The organism is Embleya sp. L77 (assembly GCF_055557415.1).
The window spans coordinates 2,254,013-2,273,261 of record NZ_CM145709.1; the positions used below are offsets into that span (position 1 = coordinate 2,254,013).

At 71.1% G+C, this 19,249-nt stretch carries 14 protein-coding genes; 7 read left to right on the plus strand and 7 right to left on the minus strand.

Annotated features, from left to right (window positions below):
* Positions 1-12 precede the first annotated feature (12 nt).
* Positions 13-627: a hypothetical protein gene (locus ACZOOI_RS09125; RefSeq protein WP_465280237.1), complete on the minus strand. Its 615-nt coding sequence runs from the start codon at positions 625-627 to the stop codon at positions 13-15.
* A gap of 403 nt (positions 628-1,030) precedes the next feature.
* Here ACZOOI_RS09125 and ACZOOI_RS09130 point away from each other — a divergent pair, with 403 nt between their 5' ends.
* The 3 genes from ACZOOI_RS09130 to ACZOOI_RS09140 all read left to right on the plus strand — a co-directional run bounded on the left by ACZOOI_RS09130 (position 1,031) and on the right by ACZOOI_RS09140 (position 4,163).
* Complete coding sequence (locus ACZOOI_RS09130; RefSeq protein WP_465280238.1) at positions 1,031-1,489, plus strand: MarR family winged helix-turn-helix transcriptional regulator; 459 nt, start codon at positions 1,031-1,033, stop codon at positions 1,487-1,489.
* A gap of 242 nt (positions 1,490-1,731) precedes the next feature.
* On the plus strand, positions 1,732-3,024 hold the full coding sequence (locus ACZOOI_RS09135; protein WP_465280239.1) for an acyl-CoA dehydrogenase family protein: 1,293 nt from the start codon (positions 1,732-1,734) through the stop codon (positions 3,022-3,024).
* Positions 3,021-4,163 carry a phosphotransferase family protein gene (locus tag ACZOOI_RS09140; protein WP_465280240.1) on the plus strand — a complete coding sequence of 381 codons (1,143 nt, stop codon included), beginning with the start codon at positions 3,021-3,023 and terminating at the stop codon, positions 4,161-4,163. Before ACZOOI_RS09135 ends, ACZOOI_RS09140 begins: the two co-directional genes overlap by 4 nt.
* A gap of 325 nt (positions 4,164-4,488) precedes the next feature.
* Here the strand turns inward: ACZOOI_RS09140 and ACZOOI_RS09145 are convergent, their stop codons facing one another.
* The 5 genes from ACZOOI_RS09145 to ACZOOI_RS09165 form a co-directional block, all read right to left on the minus strand.
* Positions 4,489-5,679 carry an ABC transporter substrate-binding protein gene (locus tag ACZOOI_RS09145; protein ID WP_465280241.1) on the minus strand — a complete coding sequence of 397 codons (1,191 nt, stop codon included), beginning with the start codon at positions 5,677-5,679 and terminating at the stop codon, positions 4,489-4,491.
* Positions 5,680-5,852: 173 nt separating this feature from the next.
* Positions 5,853-7,151 carry a hypothetical protein gene (locus tag ACZOOI_RS09150; RefSeq protein ID WP_465280242.1) on the minus strand — a complete coding sequence of 433 codons (1,299 nt, stop codon included), beginning with the start codon at positions 7,149-7,151 and terminating at the stop codon, positions 5,853-5,855.
* 983 nt (positions 7,152-8,134) lie between these two features.
* Positions 8,135-8,935 (minus strand): enoyl-CoA hydratase/isomerase family protein, encoded by an 801-nt coding sequence (locus ACZOOI_RS09155; protein ID WP_465280243.1) that lies wholly within the window; start codon positions 8,933-8,935, stop codon positions 8,135-8,137.
* A 41-nt stretch (positions 8,936-8,976) separates the two neighbouring features.
* Positions 8,977-10,509, minus strand: a complete 1,533-nt coding sequence (locus ACZOOI_RS09160) for an MFS transporter (protein WP_465280244.1) — start codon at positions 10,507-10,509, stop codon at positions 8,977-8,979.
* Between the two features lie 178 nt (positions 10,510-10,687).
* Positions 10,688-11,587, minus strand: a complete 900-nt coding sequence (locus ACZOOI_RS09165; RefSeq protein ID WP_465280245.1) for a phosphatase PAP2 family protein — start codon at positions 11,585-11,587, stop codon at positions 10,688-10,690.
* A 416-nt stretch (positions 11,588-12,003) separates the two neighbouring features.
* Here ACZOOI_RS09165 and ACZOOI_RS09170 point away from each other — a divergent pair, with 416 nt between their 5' ends.
* The 4 genes from ACZOOI_RS09170 (at position 12,004) to ACZOOI_RS09185 (ending at position 18,143) form a co-directional block, all read left to right on the plus strand.
* A complete protein-coding gene (locus ACZOOI_RS09170; protein WP_465280246.1) occupies positions 12,004-12,714 on the plus strand; it encodes a response regulator transcription factor in 711 nt (236 codons plus the stop codon).
* Positions 12,663-13,772 carry a HAMP domain-containing sensor histidine kinase gene (locus ACZOOI_RS09175; protein WP_465280247.1) on the plus strand — a complete coding sequence of 370 codons (1,110 nt, stop codon included), beginning with the start codon at positions 12,663-12,665 and terminating at the stop codon, positions 13,770-13,772. The genes ACZOOI_RS09170 and ACZOOI_RS09175 overlap by 52 nt, the downstream gene beginning before the upstream one ends.
* A gap of 239 nt (positions 13,773-14,011) precedes the next feature.
* Positions 14,012-17,845, plus strand: a complete 3,834-nt coding sequence (locus ACZOOI_RS09180) for a multifunctional oxoglutarate decarboxylase/oxoglutarate dehydrogenase thiamine pyrophosphate-binding subunit/dihydrolipoyllysine-residue succinyltransferase subunit (RefSeq protein ID WP_465280248.1) — start codon at positions 14,012-14,014, stop codon at positions 17,843-17,845.
* 115 nt (positions 17,846-17,960) lie between these two features.
* Positions 17,961-18,143, plus strand: coding sequence for a DUF6104 family protein (locus ACZOOI_RS09185; protein ID WP_465280249.1), 183 nt, complete (start codon positions 17,961-17,963; stop codon positions 18,141-18,143).
* A gap of 70 nt (positions 18,144-18,213) precedes the next feature.
* Here ACZOOI_RS09185 and ACZOOI_RS09190 read toward each other — a convergent pair whose 3' ends face one another.
* Positions 18,214-19,098 carry a DUF4184 family protein gene (locus tag ACZOOI_RS09190; protein WP_465280250.1) on the minus strand — a complete coding sequence of 295 codons (885 nt, stop codon included), beginning with the start codon at positions 19,096-19,098 and terminating at the stop codon, positions 18,214-18,216.
* Between the last annotated feature and the right edge of the window lie 151 nt (positions 19,099-19,249).

Here is a 19,249-nt window from a genome sequence, read left to right on the forward strand (position 1 = left end):
GCGGCCCCGGCCTCAGGGCTCGTGGGTGCCGCGGCCGAATCGGCGGCCGGAGGACGGGGCGGGTGGGATCGGGCCGGGCCGGAAGGTCAGGGTGATCCGGGCGCCCGGGTGGCCGGTGGCGTCCGCCGCCAGTGATGCGCCGGTGAGGGTGTGCAGGCGCGCGGTGCCGGTGGTGGCGTGTGCGGCGATGCTCGGGCGGGCCCGGACCGCCGCCAGCGGGCCGTCGGGGCCGGTCATCCGGCTGGTCGGGCCCCCGGGGTGGTGCAGTTTCACCACCCCGGGGCCCAGCACCAGGTATTGCAGGTCGTGCGCCAGCACCCGGCACGCGACCACCGACGCGGCCGGGGTGGCGTCGTGCGCGAGGTCGCAGCGGGCCCCGTGCAGCGCGGCGGTCTCGGCGATGGTGTCGGCCAGACAGTCGGCTATCCCCCGGTCCGGCCGGTCGGTCAACCGGGCCAGCAGGTGCACGCCCAGTCGACGCAGGAACCAGTCCATGCCGTGCCCACACCCACCCACCGGCACGGTCGACGCGGCGGCCACCACAACGGCGGCCTCGGGCGTGGTGAGCGCGAACGCGCGCTCTCCGGAATCGTTTCGCGGGTCGACGACGACCACCTCGGCATGCACGAAGATCAGTGTTGAGGACGAAGGGCCGTCCGGACAGGGGTACGGCGCCGATTGGCTCGAAGGTGTGGCCGGCGCACCGGCACCCACTGCCCGGCACCTCCCCTCCGCCCACCCCCGCCCCGACCCGCCACTCCCCAGGCGCGTCAGCGCCCCCGACCCAGCCCGCCCCCAGTGATCGACGCGCGCAGCGCGGAGAGCGGCGGAGCCGCAAGCGTGGACTTCGTGGCCCGGAGCGAAGCGCAGGGACACGAAGTCCCGAGCGAGGGGCCGCTTTTTCTTGGAGGAGCGAAGCGGGGGAAAGAAAAAGTGGTGCCTCGCGAGCCGGCGCCGAAGGCGCCCAACACACAGCCCTCGTGAGCCGGCGACGAAGTAGCCCCACAGGCAGCCCCGTACGCTGACGCCCATGACCGACGTGGAGAGCCGACGCAGGATCAACGAGGCGATCAGCTCGATCCGCAGACTGATGAGCAGTCGCCGGCTGGACGCCCTGCACGTCGAGCGCTCCGGCGTGCCGCTCAGCCTGGTCGCGATCGGCGTGCTGCATCGCATCATCGACTTCGGCCCGATCCGACCGACCGAGTTGGCCGAGCGCGCCGACATCCAACCGGCCGCGCTGAGCAGGCAGATCCGGATCCTGGAGGAGGGCGGCTACACGGTCCGGGTCACCGCCCCCGACGACGGCCGAGTGGCGCTGCTGGAGGCCACCGAACACGGGCGCGAGGCGTACCGGCTGTTCGTGGCGGCCAACGACGCGATGCTGGCCCGGCAGTTGGCCGGCTGGACGGCCGCGGAACTCACCGATCTGGCCGACCGGATGCAGCGCTTGGTCGCGGATCTGCGCGGCCCGCTCGACGCGGAGTGACGGTCGGGCGGGTCGACTCGGGACAGCCCGAGTCGGATCGGCCCTACTCCCGTCGGCCCTACTCCCGTCGGTCCTATTCGCGTCCGCCCTACTCGCGTCGGCCGGACAGCGCGGGGCGGGCCGGTGGCTCGGGGCTCCGTGGGCCCGGCGCGGCTGGGGTCTCGGTCGCCCGGCGGGCCGCGCGGTGCGTCCGGCCCGGCGAGATGATTGACCTTGTTAATTAACCGGGTTAACGTCCGGCCATGGCATGGGACTTCAGCACCGACCCGGACGTCGCGGCCGAACTCGACTGGATCCGCCGGCTCGTGGTCGACGAGATCGAACCACTCGACCTGGTCCGAACCCGGATGAGCGCGGAGAACTGGCGGGCCGTCACCGAACCGCTCAAGCAGGCGGTCAAGGACCGCGGCCTGTGGGCCGCGCACCTGGATCCGGCGCTGGGCGGCGGCGGTTTCGGCCAGCTACGACTGGCCCTGATGCACGAGATCCTCGGCCGGACCCCCTCCGCACCGGCGATCTTCGGCAACCAGGCGCCGGACTCGGGCAACAGCGAACTGCTCGCGGTGGGCGCGACCGAGGCCCAGAAGGAGCGCTGGTTGTGGCCGCTCCTGGCGGGCCGGCTGACCAGTTCGTTCTCGCTGACCGAGCCGCATACGGCCGGCTCCGACCCGACCGGCATCCGGACCCGGGCGGTGCGGGACGGTGACGACTGGGTGCTCGACGGACACAAGTGGTTCGCCTCCAACGCACGTCGGGCGGACTTCGTCCTGGTCTTCGCGGTCACCGATCCCGAGGCCGAACCGCACCGCCGGGCCTCGATGTTCGTGGTCGAACGGGACACCCCGGGGATGCGGATCGTGCGGGACGTGCACACCATGCACCACCCGTACGACGGCGCCGCGACGGCAAACCTGGGCGGCCACGCGGAGATCCGCTTCGAGGGTTGCCGGGTGCCGGGGACTCACCTGATCGGCGCCCCCGGTGATGCGTTCACGCTCGCCCAGAAGCGGCTCAACGGCGGCCGGATCCACCACACGATGCGCTGGATCGGCCAGTGCCGCCGGGCCTTCGACATGCTCTGCGAACGGGCCCTGTCCCGGCGCTCGCACGGCCGGTTGCTGGCCGAGCACCAACTCGTCCAGCAGATGGTGACCAAGTCCACGATCGAGATCGAGGCGCTGCGCCTGATGACCCTCAAGGCCGCCTGGACCTGGGACCACGAGGGCCCCAAGGCGGCCCGGCAGGCGGTCTCCGAGGTCAAGTACTGGGGTGCACAGGTTCTGCACGACGTGGTGGACCGGGCGATCCAGGTGCACGGTGCGCTGGGTTACTCGACCGACCTGCCGCTGGAGGAGATGTACCGCCTCGCGCGCAACTTCCGGTTGTCCGACGGAGCGGACGAGGTGCACGTCGCGCAGGTCGCCAAGCTCGCGCTGCGCGGCCACACCGCGGTCGAGGGGTGGCCGAGTGAGCACATCCCGACCCGGCGCGCGGTCGCGGAACAGCGCTACGCGACCTGGCTGGACCTGCCGTGACGGCGGAGCCGACGGCCCCGGGCCGGACGTCATCGGGCGGGGCGACACCTGGCCGCACAACCCTGGACGCGACGCAACTGCGCGCGTTCACCGCGTGGTCGGTGGCGCACGGCGTGCTGGCGCCCGGGGTCGAGCCGCGGATCGAGCCGCTGGCGGGCGGATCGTCCAATCCCACCTACCGGGTCCGGGGCGGCGGCGCCGACCTGGTGCTGCGCACGCCACCGGCGCGCGGCGGACTGCCCACCGCGCACGACATGGACCGCGAATACCGGTTCCAGGCCGCGTTGGCGGGCAGCGCGGTGCCGATCGCACCGATGGTCGCGCTGTGTTCGGACCCGGCGGTGATCGGTAGGCCGTTCTATCTGATGGCTCGGCTGGACGGGGTCGTGCACGCGCGGGCCGATGCGGTGCGGGAGTTGCCCGCGTCCACCGCCGCGGCGGCCGGGCGCGCGCTGGCTCGGACCCTGGCCGTGCTGCACGCGGTGGACCCGGGCGCGGTGGGCCTGGCCGAGTACGCCCGGCCGGAGCCGTACCCGGTACGCCAGTTGCGCCGCTGGCGGCGGCAGTGGGCGGCGTCCGGCGCGGATCCGGTGCCCGCGGTCGACGAGGTGCTGGCCGCACTGTCCGCCCGGACGCCGACGGCGGGTCCGCAGCGGATCGTGCACGGCGACTACAACCTGGCGAACGTGATGTACGAACGGGCCCGTCCCGACCGGGTGCTGGCGGTGCTCGACTGGGAGATGGCCACGCTCGGGCCGCCGGAGGCGGATCTCGGCCAGTTGCTCGCGTACTGGGGGCCGGCGGGCCGGTTGTTGTTCGCCGAGCGGGGCGGGCATCTGCCGGACGCCAACCCGGGGTTGCCCACGGCACGCGAACTGGTCGCCGAATACCGCGCCGCAACCGCCGAATCGGGCACCGGGCAGGCCCTCGGTCAGGCCCTCGATCGGGCCGCCGGTCGGGCCGCCGAGCTGAGCATCCGTCATATCCCGTTCTGGGAAGCGTTCGCGGTGATCAAGCTGGCGATCGTCTGTGCGGGTGCACTGCGTCGCGGGACGAATGCGTCGGGTGCGCGTCGAGCACGGATCGTAGCCCTGGTATCCGGTTTGGCGGACATTGCCCGGGACACGCTGGAGGAGTGAGGTTCCGCCTGGAACGAACCCCGAATATCGGGGCAAATACCTCGACGGTTGTGCGGGGAAAGGTAAAATTCTCAAGAACTTCACTCCGGATACGCATGAGTAGCCGGTTGAGGGGCCAAGATTGCAGGTGTTCGCCAGGGAGCGTGGCGAACACTTCGAGACGAGGCGGGCCCGGCCGGGGCGGGCCCGCGTCGTCCCTTTCCCGGGCCGCCGGGGCGTGTGTCCGCCGCCCTCGATCGATCGACCCGACGACCTCGCCGGCACGACCGCCGACCGCCTCCGATGTGCTCGCCCGGCGGCCGACTCCGCTCCCGACCCGGGCCGATCAGTACGCGGTGGCTTGCACCCGATCCAGGTCGTCGAGGATGCGATCCAGGTCCGCGGGGGCGGACACGTAGGCCGACACCGCGCGTTGGAACGCGCTGCGCATCGTGGTCGGCATCAGGTCGGACGCATCGAAGCGGATCGCCGGCGCACCGGCCAACTCGGCGCCCAAGGCCTGGGTCACCTCGTCCCGGTAGGCCTTCGGCGACACGTTGCGATCCGGGGACAGCGCGGTACCCGACCGGACCCACCGTTCCTGCGCCTGCGTACCGATCAGGTAGTTGAGCAGGTCCCGGGCGGCCGGGGTCGCATGGAACATCGCCGCGACGTCACCCGCCACCTCGCGCGGGGACGGGGTGCCGAAACCGGGGAAGGCGAACGTGTCGTAGTCGCGCCGGGTACCGGACGGGGTTCGGTCCGCGTAGTTGCCGGACACGAACGAGCCCTGGTGGTCGAACACACAGCCGCCGCGCGGGTCCAGCAGCTCGGCCGACTTGTCGAACCCGGTCAGCAGGGTGCCGATCGACCCGCCCGGGACGGTGTCCGGGGTGGTCGACAACTCGCCCCAGGCCTGCCACGCGGCCCGGATCTCCTTGGCCTGCCAGGACAGTTTGCCACTCGTCCAGGCGTCGTAGATGTCCGAACCCGAGCGGGCCAGCACGAAATCCTCGATCCAGTCGGTGCCCGGCCAGCCGGACGTGGTGCTGGAGGCCAGTCCCATGCACCACGGGGTGATCCCGGCGGCCCGCAACTTGGCGGTGGTGGCCTGGAGTTGTGCCCACGTGGTCGGCTTCGGATCGCCTACCCGGGCAAGTTTGGTCGGGTTGAACCAGATGGTGCTCTTGAGCGCTGCCTTCAGCACAACCGCCAACTGCCGCCCGTTCACCCGGCCCGGCGCCAACCACTCCGGCGCGTATCCCGGGCGAAGTCCGTCCAGCGGCGCGAGCTTGTTCGTCTTGGCGTAGTGCAACAGGTCGCCGGGCGAACTGAGCACCGCGATCTCCGGCGGATCGCCCTCGTCCACCAGGCCGGCCAACACCGCCGCGACATCACGGGTGCCCTTGAAGCGCACGTCGATCCCGGTGTCCTCCTCGAACGGCGCCACCACGTCCTCGAACACATCCTGTTCGTTGCCCTCCCAGGTGCCCAGCACATCCACCACCCGGTCCGGCTCACCGGTCGAACATGCCACCGGAAGACACCCCGCGCCGACCAGGAGCAGAGCGCCGAACACAGACCTCAACCTGCCGCGTCCGGTCAGGGGGGACTTGCGCGACGGCCTGCCGGGCCTGGTCGCGGCAGACTCCCGGGTCGGCCCGCCGGGCCCGACCACCTCGGACTCCCGTGTCGGCCTGCCGGATTCGGTCACCGAAGCCTCCCGTATTCGAAGCGGCGGATCAGCAGACCCGCGAGGGTCAGTACGAGCACGGCCACACACGTCACCGGACCGCCCAGGGTGAGCCCGCCGTCGTCGGCGGCCTCCGCCAGCGCCGCGTCGCCCGCCCGGCGAACCACGATCAGCGCGTCGGTCAACGCCGTCTGTGCGTCGTCGGCCGCGCCGGACATGCGATCGGGAGCCCGACCGGTCAGCAGCTCGGTCTCGGGCCCGCCGTCCCGGGTGCCACCCGGCGGAGCCTGGGCCGTGACCCGCTCCGCGGCGGTACGCAGCGCGGTCACCGCGGTCAGCGCCCGAGCACCCGCCTCGCGCAGGGCCCACGAGCGGTCCTCGGCCAGGGCGGTGGCGATCAGGCCGCCGAACCTGGGATCCGCTCCGCTCCGCATGACGTCGATCTCCGCCGCCGACGGAAGCGGGTCGACCAGATCCCGAAGCGTGAGGCCGGCCTTGACGTCGGTCGCGCGCCGGACGCCACCGGAGGCGATGTCCAGGGCCGCGGTGCCGACCACCTCGTGCACGGCGGTCCGGGCCTGCCACAGCGCGGACTGCTCGACGACCCGCCGCCCGGCGCCCTCGGCCAGCCGGTCGTGCGTGCTCTGCGCGTGCAGCACGGTCCAGGCGATCAGCGCGGCCAACGCGGCGGCGGCGAGCAACAGCGGCGGACTGGTCCGACGGCGGAAGCGACGACGCAGATAGGCATGCGCGAACAGCACGAGCAACAGCGCCACGAACGCGGTCGCGCCGAACGGGACCGCCACGTACGTGCCCACCCACCACGTGGAGCGGGCCGCACGGATGTCCGCCAGATCCGCCTGGCGCTGCACGTACAGGTTGGTCACGATCGAGCGCCGCAGATCGGAGGCGTAGAACACGTTGGCCAGGGACAGCGGACCGTCGCCACCGGTCTGGGCCAGGCCGACCATGATCGTGTACTCGACCATGAGCGCGTTGACGCCGGTGAGCCGGGTCCGGGCGGCGGGGTCGTCGCGGTGCAGATCGGCGGCCAGGGTGAGGAACTGGTTCGCCCGCTTGACCGCGTCCTGATAGTCCTGACCCGGTCCGGTCAACGAGAACGCGCCGGACACCAGGCTCGTGGCGGTCGCCCGATCGGCCTCGGTCAACGCGGCAGCGGCCTGATCGAGCGCGAGCACACCCGGGATCCGCCGGTCCTTCAACTCGGCCGCGGTCGCCTCGGAACGGTCGGCGATCAACACCGACAGGGTGAACACGGGAACCAGGGTCAGGACCACCAGCAACGCCAACGCCACCAATCGCCCCGGCGTGGACGAGGGCAACCGCGGCCGAGCCCTCACCCGCCGACGCACACCCACCCCGCCGCCGGACCGAGCCGACGACGCAATGGCTCCGGCCGATCCGACTGAACTTGCGGCCGACCGTGCTGCACTTCCGGACATCGGTGCTGTGGTGCGTGACATGGAACGGGCGCCCCCTCGTTCCGCTCGGCAACCCGGTCAGGCTAGACGCGTGACCGACCGGTTACCACACGGTGTTCTCCCTTGTGGAGATAGCCACCGTCATGCTAGGTAGGCAGGATTTCGGGCGAATTGGGGCAATTGGGGGCTCGATTGCGCGACGGGGGGTGGGGGTGGGGGGGCGGGGCGGCCGGAGTCGGGGGGCGGGGAAGTGGGGGCGGGGGGCGCGGGGAAGGGGGGCGGGGCGAGTCGCGAGCGCGGCGAAGCGAGCACGCCAGAGTCGCAGGCGCAACGTTGCTGCTTGTTGGGCGCCTTCGGCGCCGGCTCCCGAGGCACCACTTTTTTCTCTCCCCCGCTTCGCTCCTCCGAGAAAAAAGCGGCCCCTCGCTCGTGACTTCGTGTCCCTCCGCTTCGCTCCGGGCCACGAAGTCTTGGTTTCGCGGCTCCGCCGCTCTCCGCGCTCCGCGCGTCGATCACGAGGTCTCACCCACCTCGGGGGCGCTGACGCGCCGAACCGCAGCCCAACCCGGCGACCCAGGGAAAGCCCGATTCCTCACCGCAACCAACCCACCCAACGGCGACTCACCACACCGGGGGCCGCCGGGCCAGAGCAGGCCCCCTCGACGCCCCTGAAACCCCAACCTCCGCACCAAACGCAACGGGTGGAGCGGGCGGGAACACAACCCAAGCCACCCACATCGCAACCGCAACCGCCGGGCCCGGACCGGGCAGACCCATCAGGGCCATGCGGCCACGAGCACCGCAACCGCCGAACCCGGGTCGGGCGGGCCCATCAGGGCCATGCGGCCACGAGCATCTCAGGGGTGCCACGTGAAGTGGGGGGTGCGGCGTTCCGTGAAGGCGGCCAGGCCCTCTTGGACGTCGGCCGAGGTGCGGGATTCGGTTTCCCATTCGGCTCGCCATGTTGCGAGGTGGGCGGGTTCGGGGGTGGTCGAGGGATTCGTGGTCAGCAGGTCCTTCGCGGCCCGGATGGTCAGCTGCGAGCGGGACGCGATCGTGTCGGCGAAGGCGTGGACCCGCTCGTCGGCCTCGGTCGGATCGAACACGTCGTCGACCAGACCCACCCGCAACGCGTGTGCCGCGTCGATCAGTTCGGCCGAGAACAGCAGGTATTTGGCCATCGACACCCCCACCAGCGCGGCCAGCCGTGCGGTGGATCCCGCGTCGTAGACGATCCCGAGCTTGGCCGGCGTCACTCCGAACCGCGCCGTCGTGTCCGCGAAGCGCAGATCGCACGCCACCGCCAGCTGACACCCGCCGCCCACGCACGGCCCCTGCACGTACGCGATCGTCGGCTTGCCGAACGTCGCCAACGCCTGCTCCGCGGCCGAGTTCAGCGCGTGATAGGCGTCCGCCGCCTCGGCCGTCGCGTAGTGCCCCTGCAACTCGCGGATGTCCGCGCCCGCCGAGAACACGCCACCACTACCGGTCAGCACCAACACGCTCACGGCGCGATCGGCTTCCAGCGCCGCCAGGATCCCCGGCAAGGCCCCCCACATCGCGGCGGTCAGCGCCCCACGAGCCTGCGGCCGATCGATGCGCAGCGTCGCGACCCCACCCTCGACCTTGACCACAAGACCGTCGACCCCGGTATCCATCCCGCCGCCCTCTCGCTCACCAACCCACGTCCCGAGCCACGCTACGTGCCACCCCGGCCCGCTCCCACCCCCGCCCCCTCGTCTCCCGGATCCAGCGGCGGCCCCGCCACATCGCAGCCCATCCGTACGCACGGCTTGGCGCACTCGACCCCCGTCTCGGTGGGTGTGAGGGCCTTGGCCGAGATGGTGAACCAGGCCACCGCGGAGCCCGTGACCAGCAGTCCCGCGCAGATCCACAGCGCGCGGTCGAAGCCCGTGTCGACCACGCCCGGGTCCCGGTAGCCGTCGCCCGACAGGCCGACCAGTGCCGGGAGTCCGGCGACGGTGAGCAGGCCCGCCGCGCGGGCCGCCGCGTTGTTGACGCCGCTGGCGATGCCGGCCCGGCTGACGTCCACCGAGGCCAGCACGGTCGCCGTCAGCGGAGCGACCAGGACGGCCAGGCCCAGCCCGAAGATCAGCACACCGGGCAGCACGTCGGTCGCATAGGAGGAAAAGGAGGCGTCGGAGCCGATCCCCAGCAGCGTCAGCAGCCCGCCCGCGCACACCAGGGGGCCCGCGGTCAGTTGCAGGCGCGGGCCGATCCGCCGGGCCAGGTCGCCCGACCTCGCCGAGAGCAGCAGCATGACCATGGTGATCGGAAGCAGTGCCAGGCCGGCCTGCTGCGCCGAGTAGCCCGCCACCGTCTGGAGTTCGAGGACCAGCAGCAGCATGAACGCACCCAGTGCGCCGTAGACGAACAGCGTCACGATGTTGACCGAGGTGAACAGCCGGACCCGGAAGATGTCCAGCGGCAACATCGGTTCGCGCGAGCGCTTCTCCACGAATACGAACGCCACGGCCGCCGCCACCCCGGCCGCGCCCGCGATCACGGCCGGCACGGGGCTGGTCTGTGCCTCCACCAGGCCCCAGGTCACGCCCGCGAGCGCCAGCGCGGCCAGCGCCGCGCCGCTGACGTCGAAGCGGCCCCGGGGCTGCGGGTCGAACGTCTCCGGAACGGTGCGCAGCGCGACCACGATGGTCACCGCAGCGAGCGGCAGGTTGATCAGGAAGACCCAGCGCCAGCTGACCGCGTCCACGAGCCAGCCGCCCAGGAACGGGCCGATCGCACTCGCCACGCCGCCCAGGCCGGACCACGTGCCCACCGCACGAGCCCGGTCGTCGGCGTGGAACGTGGCCTGGATGATCGCCAGCGAGCCGGGGGTGAGCAGCGCGCCGCCGATGCCCTGGAGGGCCCGGGCGGCGATCAGCGTCTGCACGTCGGGGGCGATCCCGCACAGCAGCGAGGCCACCGCGAACCAGGCCACGCCGATCACGAACACCCGGCGCCGCCCGTACCGGTCCCCGAGCGCGCCACCGAGCAGGATCAGTCCGGCCAGCGTGAGGGTGTAGGCGTTGACGGTCCACTGCAATGCCGCGAGCGACGTGTCGAAGGAGCGCCCGATGCTGGGCAGCGCGACGTTGACGACGGTCGAGTCGAGCATGGCCATGCCGGAGCCGAGCACGGTGGCCAGCAGCACCCACCGGCCGGCCGGGGTCTTGGCGCGAATGCCCCCGGAGGGGAAGGAGACGGGCATTCGTGCATCATGCCCGGCCCGAGCGTCCGAAATTCGATCCTGATCGTTCGGACGCGCGCCCAGGCTCGATCACCCACGCAGGACGGATCGACCCGGCCGCACGCCGACCCCGATCCGGCAGACCCTGCCCGGCGGCCCGGAAACCCCGCCCGGCCATCCACCCGTTCGTGGCAGCCGCCTAGCGTGCTATCCGTGGTGCCGGGATCGGCCGGATCAGCCCCCGCTGCAGGTTCCGGTCGGGTCCGGGCAGCACCGCCAGCGCGAAGATCATCAGCAGCACCGCCACCACGGCGTCCATCCAGTAGTGGTTCGCGGTCACCACGACCACCATCAGGGTTATCGCCGGATGCAGCCAGACCGCCCAGCTCGCCACCCGCCGGCCCGTGCCGGCCGCGTGCCACACCGAGGCGATCCCGAGTGCGACCACCACCGCCCAACCCACGTGCAACGACGGCATCGCGGCGAACTGGTTCGCGATCTTGGCGCCCGCACCGGAGTACGGCGAGTCGCCCGCGTCCATGCCCGTGTCGGTGAAGCCCGGCATCTTCCGCGGCGGTGCCAGCGGAACCAGGATGTGGATGATCAACGCGGCGCCGGTCATCATCGCCAGGATGTTGCGGACCCACTTGTAGTGGTCGCGATGGCGGATCCACAACCACAGCAGGAACCCGACCGTGGCCGGGAAGTGCACATAGGCGTAGTACTTGTTGCAGAAGGTCACAGCCGCATGCGACTGCATGAACCAGTCCTGGATCGCCGCCTCGTCCGGCAGCCGCAGGTCCTTCTGCATGGTCAGCAGTTGCTTGGCATTGGAGAACGCGGTGGAGGTCTCGCCCGAGGCCAGACCACGCCCGAGCTTGTACACCCCGAACAGCAGCGCGACCAGGACCAGCTCGCGGGCCGCGTCCTTGAAGGTGCGCATCCGGCGGGCCTTGACCGCTGCCGGATCCGGCTCGGCCCCCGGCCGCCCGGCCGGCTCGCCGGCCTTCGTCACCGAAGCCGCCTGCGTGGTCGGCGACGCCTGGTCGCGCCGATCGACCTCGTGGGAGGGATCCTCCGTGACGTTGCGCCGCACCACGCCCCCATGCTGTCGGTTGAATCGGTCGTGCCGTCGGTATCGGTCGTACCGTCGACCGATACCGTCGGATCGGTCGCCACCCGGGTCGTGGACCACTCCCCGATCGCGCATCCCGGATCGCGGGGTGCGGTGTACGGCGGCAACGCTTCAGCCAGGGTAGACGGATCAGGTTAGACCGATCCTCCCCCTGAGGTATCAATCGGGGCCGGCTCGCACGGGGTACCCGAGTCCCATATCGCTCCCCCGGACGTCGTGGTCACCCACCCCGCACACCCGCAGCCGCCGCCTCCCCCGAACCTGCCGGCCACCTCGTCCCGGGCCCTCGGCCGCCCCCGAATCCGCCGACCGCCGCCTGCGCTCAGGGGAAGCTCACCAAGTCCCCCACAAGGCCCGCCGACGATACGTAGGCTGCGGGTATGACCGACCCGACGGGGGAAAAGCGGCTCGTACTCGTGGTCGAGGACGAGCCGATGATCGCCGACGCGGTGGCGGCCCGGCTGCGGGCGGAGGGCTTCGGCGCGCTCATCGCGTCCGACGGCCCCGCGGCGCTGACCGCGGCCGCGACCACCCGACCCGACCTGGTCGTCCTCGACGTGATGCTGCCCGGCCTGGACGGTCTGGAGGTGTGCCGGCGGCTTCAGGCGATACACCCGGGTCTGCCGGTGATCATGCTGACCGCGCGCGACGACGAGACCGATCTGCTGGTCGGCCTGGCCGTGGGCGCCGACGACTACATGACCAAGCCGTTCTCGATGCGCGAGTTGGTCGCCCGGGTGCACGTGCTGTTGCGCCGGATGGAGCGGGCCGAGGCGGCCGCCCGGGCCGTCTCCCCCGAGGCCGCGCTGAACCTGGGCCGGTTGCGGATCGACCGCACCCAGCGCCGGGTCCGGCTGGGGGTGGACGAGGTGCACCTGACCCCGACCGAGTTCGACCTGCTGGTGTGCCTCGCGTCCCGTCCGCGCGCCGTGCTCTCGCGCGAGCAGTTGCTCGCCGAGGTGTGGGATTGGGTCGACGCCTCCGGCACCCGTACCGTGGACAGCCACGTCAAGGCTCTGCGCCGCAAACTCGGCGCCGAGTGGATCCGGACCGTGCACGGCGTGGGCTACGCGTTGGAGGCACCGTCCTGAACCTCGCCGATCCCCGCCCCGCGCGGCTGCGGCGCCTGCGGCTGAGCCGCGGCAACCTGCGGCCGCTCGATCGGCTGCGCTCGATCAAGGCCAAGCTCGGCGTGCTCGTGATCGCGTCCGTGTTCGTCTCGACGCTGCTGATCATCCTGGGGCTGCGGGCCGAGGTGCGGTTCCGGTACATGCTCGTGTTCACCTCGCTGGCGTGCCTGGCGGTCACCCTGGTGCTCGCGCACGGGATGACCTCGCCGCTGCGCGAGATGACCGCCGCCGCGCAGGCGATGGCCCGCGGCGACTACTCGCGCCGGGTACGCGCCACCTCGCGCGACGAGGTGGGCCGCCTCGCCGGCGCGTTCAACCGGATGGCCGCCGACCTGGAGGCGGTGGACCGACATCGCCGCGAACTGGTCGCCAACGTCTCGCACGAACTGCGCACGCCCATCTCCGCACTGCATGCGGTGCTCGAGAATCTCGTGGACGGCGTGCAGGAACCCGATGCCGACACGCTGGAGCTGGCGCTCCATCAGACCGCGCGACTGGGGCGACTCGTGTCACAACTTCTCGACCTTTCCCGGTTGGATTCGGGGGCCGTGCCGCTGCAGGCGCGCGAGTTCGCGGTGCGCCCGTTCCTGACCGCGCTCACCGCCGAGAACGGGGCGCTGAGCAGCGACGTCAGGTTCCGGGTCGACGTGCAGCCGGCCGATCTCACCGCGCTGGCCGACCCCGAACGGCTGCATCAGGTTGTTACCAATCTGGTGGCCAATGCCTGCCGACACAGCCCCTTCGGTGGCACCGTGAGTCTGCACGCACGACGCGACGAGGGCCCGGGCAGTCTGCGCCTGGAAGTCCAGGACGAGGGGCCCGGGATCCCGTACGGCGAGCGCGGTCGGGTCTTCGAGCGGTTCACCCGTGGCGGCGGAAGTTCGTCCACCGACGGGGGAACCGGACTGGGCCTCGCGATCGCCCGCTGGGCCGTGGATCTGCATGGGGGTGATATTTCCGTAGCCGAATCGAGCCATGGGTGCCGTATCCGAGTGCTCCTGCCCGGTGACCCGACGTAACCGGGTGATCGGCCACTTACTGCACGGGACGATCCCGACATGACGTTCCGTGACCACCAATACGGCGGGAAGCAACAAACGCGACTAAACGGTCAACCGTTTGTGATCTACGCGACGCGGAGGCCGAGGGGCCTGCGCGACACCGGTCAAAGGGCGTAGCCTTGTTTCCCGCTGTCCACCACCCCAGGAAGCGGAAGAGGGCGGTTGCCGCCGTGTCGTCACAGTCCCCTAGCAACCCGATGGCCAGCTTCGGCCCCAACGAGTGGCTCGTCGACGAGATTTACCAGCAATATTTGCAAGATCCCAACTCGGTGGATCGTGCTTGGTGGGACTTCTTCGCCGATTACAAGCCCAGCGAGCCGTCGACGCCGTCGACGTCCGCCGGCCCAGCCACCGTGGCAAGCCCGAGCGGCCCCACACCAGTGAGCAGTACCACGAACAACTCTGGAAGCATCCCCGCGCCGAGTCCGGCGCAACCCCCCGTGACGACGGCGATGCCGTCGAGCGCAGTGGGGACGACGACTCCGGCCCCGGCCTCGAGCCACCCGATAATGACGACCGGTGTACAGGACGCGGCCCCTTCGCCGACTCCGCTCCCGGCCGACACTCCGGCTCCGGCCCAAGCCGCGCCTGCCAAGGTCGCCACACCTGCGACGCCCGCACAGGCACCCGCCGCCAAGGCACCCGCCGCGCCCGCGAAGAAGCAGCCCGCCGCGTCCCCCGAGGCCGTCCAGCTCAAGGGCCCGGCGGCACGTGTCGCGATCAACATGGACTCGTCGCTCGCGATTCCCACCGCGACCAGCGTGCGGGCCGTTCCGGCCAAGCTGCTGATCGACAACCGGATCGTGATCAACAACCACCTCAAGCGCGCTCGCGGTGGCAAGGTCTCGTTCACCCACCTCATCGGCTACGCGCTCGTCCAGGCGGCCAAGTCGATGCCGTCGATGAACCACTCCTACGAGGAGCGCGAGGGCAAGCCGTTCCTGGTCAAGCCCGCGAACGTCAACCTCGGCCTCGCGATCGACCTGACGAAGGCCAACGGTGACCGCCAGCTCGTGGTGGCGGCCATCAAGAAGGCCGACGAGATGGACTTCTTCGCCTTCTGGCAGGCCTACGAGGACATCGTCCGGCGAGCCCGCTCGAACAAGCTCACGGTGGACGACTTCGCCGGAGTGACGATCTCGCTGACCAACCCGGGCGGCATCGGCACCGTGCACTCGGTGCCGCGCCTGATGCCCGGTCAGGGCACGATCGTCGGCGTGGGCGCGATGGACTACCCGGCGGAGTTCGCGGGGGCGTCCGCGGACACCCTGTCCCGGCTCGCGGTCAGCAAGACGCTCACGCTGACCAGCACGTACGACCACCGCATCATCCAGGGCGCCCAGTCGGGCGAATTCCTGCGCCGGATGAACCAGCTGCTGCTCGGTGAGGACTGCTTCTTCGAGGAGATCTTCCGTTCGCTGCGCATCCCGTACGAGCCCGTGCGCTGGGTGCAGGACATCTCCGCGACACACGAGGACGACGTCAACAAGACGGCACGTGTGCAGGAGCTCATCCACTCCTACCGGGTCCGCGGTCACCTGATGGCCGACACCGACCCGCTGGAGTACAAGCAGCGCCGGCACCCGGACCTCGACGTGGTCGAGCACGGGCTGACGCTGTGGGACCTCGAGCGCGAGTTCGCCGTCGGCGGCTTCGCCGGCCAGGCGCTGATGACCCTGCGCGACGTGCTCGGCGTGCTGCGGGACACCTACTGCCGCACCGTCGGCATCGAGTACATGCACATCCAGGACCCGGACCAGCGCCGTTGGATCCAGGAGCGGGTCGAGGTGCCGCACGCCAAGCCGGACCGCGAGGACCAGCTGCGCATCCTGCGCCGGCTGAACGCGGCCGAGGCGTTCGAGACCTTCCTGGCCACCAAGTACGTCGGCCAGAAGCGCTTCTCGCTGGAAGGCGGCGAGACCACCATCCCGCTGCTCGACGCGATCATCTCGGCCGCGGCCGAGGACGGTCTCGACGAGGTCGCGATCGGCATGGCGCACCGCGGCCGGCTGAACGTGCTGACCAACATCGTCGGCAAGTCCTACGCGCAGGTCTTCCGCGAGTTCGAGGGCAACATCGACCCCAAGTCGATGCACGGCTCGGGCGACGTGAAGTACCACCTCGGCGCCGAGGGCACGTTCTCCTCCGAGGACGGCGCGCAGGTCAAGGTCTCCCTGGTGGCGAACCCCTCGCACCTGGAGGCGGTCGACCCGGTCCTGGAAGGCGTCGTGCGCGCCAAGCAGGACATCATCGACATGGAGGGCGCCGACTTCCCGGTGCTGCCCCTGCTGCTGCACGGCGACGCCGCGTTCGCGGGCCAGGGCGTGGTCGCCGAGACGCTCAACATGTCGCAGCTGCGCGGCTACCGCACCGGCGGCACGATCCATGTGGTGATCAACAACCAGGTGGGCTTCACCGCCTCCCCGGCCGCGTCCCGCTCGTCCATCTACGCGACCGACGTCGCGCGGATGATCGAGGCGCCGATCTTCCACGTCAACGGCGACGACCCCGAGCAGTGCGTGCGGATCGCGCAGCTCGCGTTCGAATACCGGCAGACGTTCCACAAGGACGTGGTGATCGACCTCATCTGCTACCGGCGCCGGGGTCACAACGAGGCCGACAACCCGTCCTTCACGCAGCCGCTGATGTACGACCTGATCGACAAGAAGCGCTCGGTGCGCAAGCTCTACACCGAGGCCCTGATCGGTCGTGGCGACATCACCGTCGAAGAGGCCGAGCAGGCGCTCAAGGACTACCAGGACCAGCTGGAGAAGGTCTTCTCCGAGGTCCGCCAGGCCACCGCCCCGCAGGCCCCGCAGGCGACCCCGGCCGCACCCGCGGCGGACGTCGCGTTCCCGCGGATCGACCCGACCGGCATCGCGCACGAGACGGTCAAGCGGATCGTCGAGTCGCAGGTCTCGCTGCCCGAGGACTTCGCCGTGCACCCGCGCCTGCAGCCGCAGTTGCAGCGCCGTGCGGCGATGGTCGAGGACGGCACGATCGACTGGGCGATGGGCGAGACGCTCGCGTTCGGCTCGCTCCTGATGGAGGGTCGCCCGGTGCGGCTCGCCGGCCAGGACAGCCGACGCGGCACCTTCGGCCAGCGGCACTCGGTCCTGGTGGACCGCACGTCCGGCGCCGAGTACACCCCGCTCGCGCACCTGTCCGACGACCAGGCCAAGTTCACCGTGTACGACTCGCTGCTCAGCGAGTTCGCCGCGATGGGCTTCGAGTACGGCTACTCGCTGGCCCGGCCGCAGTCGCTGGTGTTGTGGGAGGCGCAGTTCGGCGACTTCGCCAACGGCGCGCAGTCGATCATGGACGAGTTCATCTCCTCCGCCGAGCAGAAGTGGCACCAGCACTCCGGTGTGGTCCTGCTGCTTCCGCACGGCTACGAGGGCCAGGGCCCGGACCACTCGTCCGCACGCATCGAGCGTTACCTGCAGATGTGCGCGCAGAACAACATGACGGTGGCCGCGCCGACCCTGCCCAGCAACTACTTCCACCTGTTGCGCTGGCAGGCGCTCAACCCGCACCACAAGCCGCTGGTGGTGTTCACCCCGAAGTCGATGCTGCGCCTGAAGGCCGCCGCGTCGAAGATCGAGGAGTTCACCAGCGGGCAGTTCCGGCCGGTGATCGGGGACACCACGGTGGACCCGAGCAAGGTCAAGCGGGTGGTCATGTCCTCCGGCAAGTTCCACTACGACCTGGCCGCCGGCCGGGCCAAGTCGGGCCGCGACGACGTCGCCCTGGTGCGCGTGGAGCGGCTCTACCCGCTGCCCGTGGCCGAGCTCAAGGCCGAACTGGAGCGGTACGGTCTGGACCGCTACGGCAAGGACCTGGAGCTGGTCTGGGCCCAGGAGGAACCGACCAACCAGGGCGCGTGGCCGTTCATCGCGCTCAACCTGGTCGAGTACGGCCTGCCGGCCCCGCGCCGGATCGCCCGTCCGTCGTCCTCGTCGCCCGCGGTCGGTTCGGCCAAGCGGCACGAGGCCGAGCAGCAGGGTCTGGTCGAGGAAGCGATGAGCTGATCCACGGCTTTCGCCGAACCACCGCCTCCGCCCCGGCCCGCGTACGATGCGCGCCGGGGCGGAGGCGCGTGCACCCGGGTGCCGCGCACCCTCACACACACCGGAGTCGGAGAGCATGTATTTCACGGACCGTGGCATCGAGGAGCTGGAGAAGCGACGCGGCGAGGAGGAGGTGTCCCTGGCCTGGCTCGCCGAACAGCTGCGCACGTTCGTGGACCTGAACCCCGAGTTCGAGACCCCCGTCGAACGGCTCGCGACCTGGCTCGCCCGGCTGGACGACGACGAGGACGACGCATAGCCGATCCCGAGCGCGGGCCGACTCCCGGCCCGCGCGGCTCGCCCGGGCCCGCGCGGTGTCCTGGCGCGGTTCAGGCGTCGCCGGAGCGTCGCAGTGTGCGGGTGTGCCACAGGGCCCAGCAGAGGCCGTACAGCACCAGCCCGACCGCCAGGCCGCGGCCGAATCCGGTCGCCGCGTCGAAACCGAGCACCTCGAAGGCCGGCACCCGCCCGTCCGGGAACGGCAGCAGCGCCCGGGCCGCGCCGAGCGCACCGACCAGCACCAGCGCGCCCAGTACCGCCCAGCGCCCCGCGGCGGGCATCCGCAGGCCGGTGATCGGCCGCACCGGCAGCCGGCCTATCCAGCGCCACGTCCACACCGCGCCCACGGTCAGCCCGACCACGGTGCTGACGTGTTGGAGCAGCACATAGCCCGGCCGCAGGCCGAAGAACTCCCGGCGCAGCTCGGGCAGTACGTGGGCGACGCCCGGGTCGTCGTGGTGCGTCCAGGCGTCCCAGCCGATGTGCGTGAGGCCGCCCAGGACCGCCGAGACCACGAACCAGACGCAGACCGAGACGCTCTCCCGCAGGAACGGCCGGCGGGCCCGCGCGGCGGCGTACAGCCGGCCCGGCAGGCGTGGTCGCAGTGGCTCCTCCAGCGCGCCCCGGATCCGGTCCGGGAGCAGCACGAGCAACGGTCTCGCGAGCAGGTGGAAGGCCAGCACGAGCAGCACGGTGAGCGCGATGTCCAGGCCCAGGACGCCCGGCCAGAGTTCGTGGGTGGCCTGCCGGTCGGCGCGCGTCGGCAGGAAGTCCAGGTGCACGAACAGGATCACGTCCGGCGCCATCGCGCCGAAGGCCAGCGCGGACGCGATCAACGGGCCGTGCCGGCCCGCCCCGTCCCCGGCCGTGGTGCCGGTACGGGTGGCGCCCTGAAGCGGCAGCACCGCCACGATGTGGCTGAGCGTGAATGGCATGCGTGGTGCCCCCGGTGGTGGTGCCGTCGGCCCGCGTGCCCGCTCGCGCACGCGCGTCACGGGCACGACGCGCGGATGAGCGAAGTCCCTCGGCTTCGAGAAACGTCGAAACCAGACCCGATGGTTCCCTTGACGTTCGGCAGACGCGATA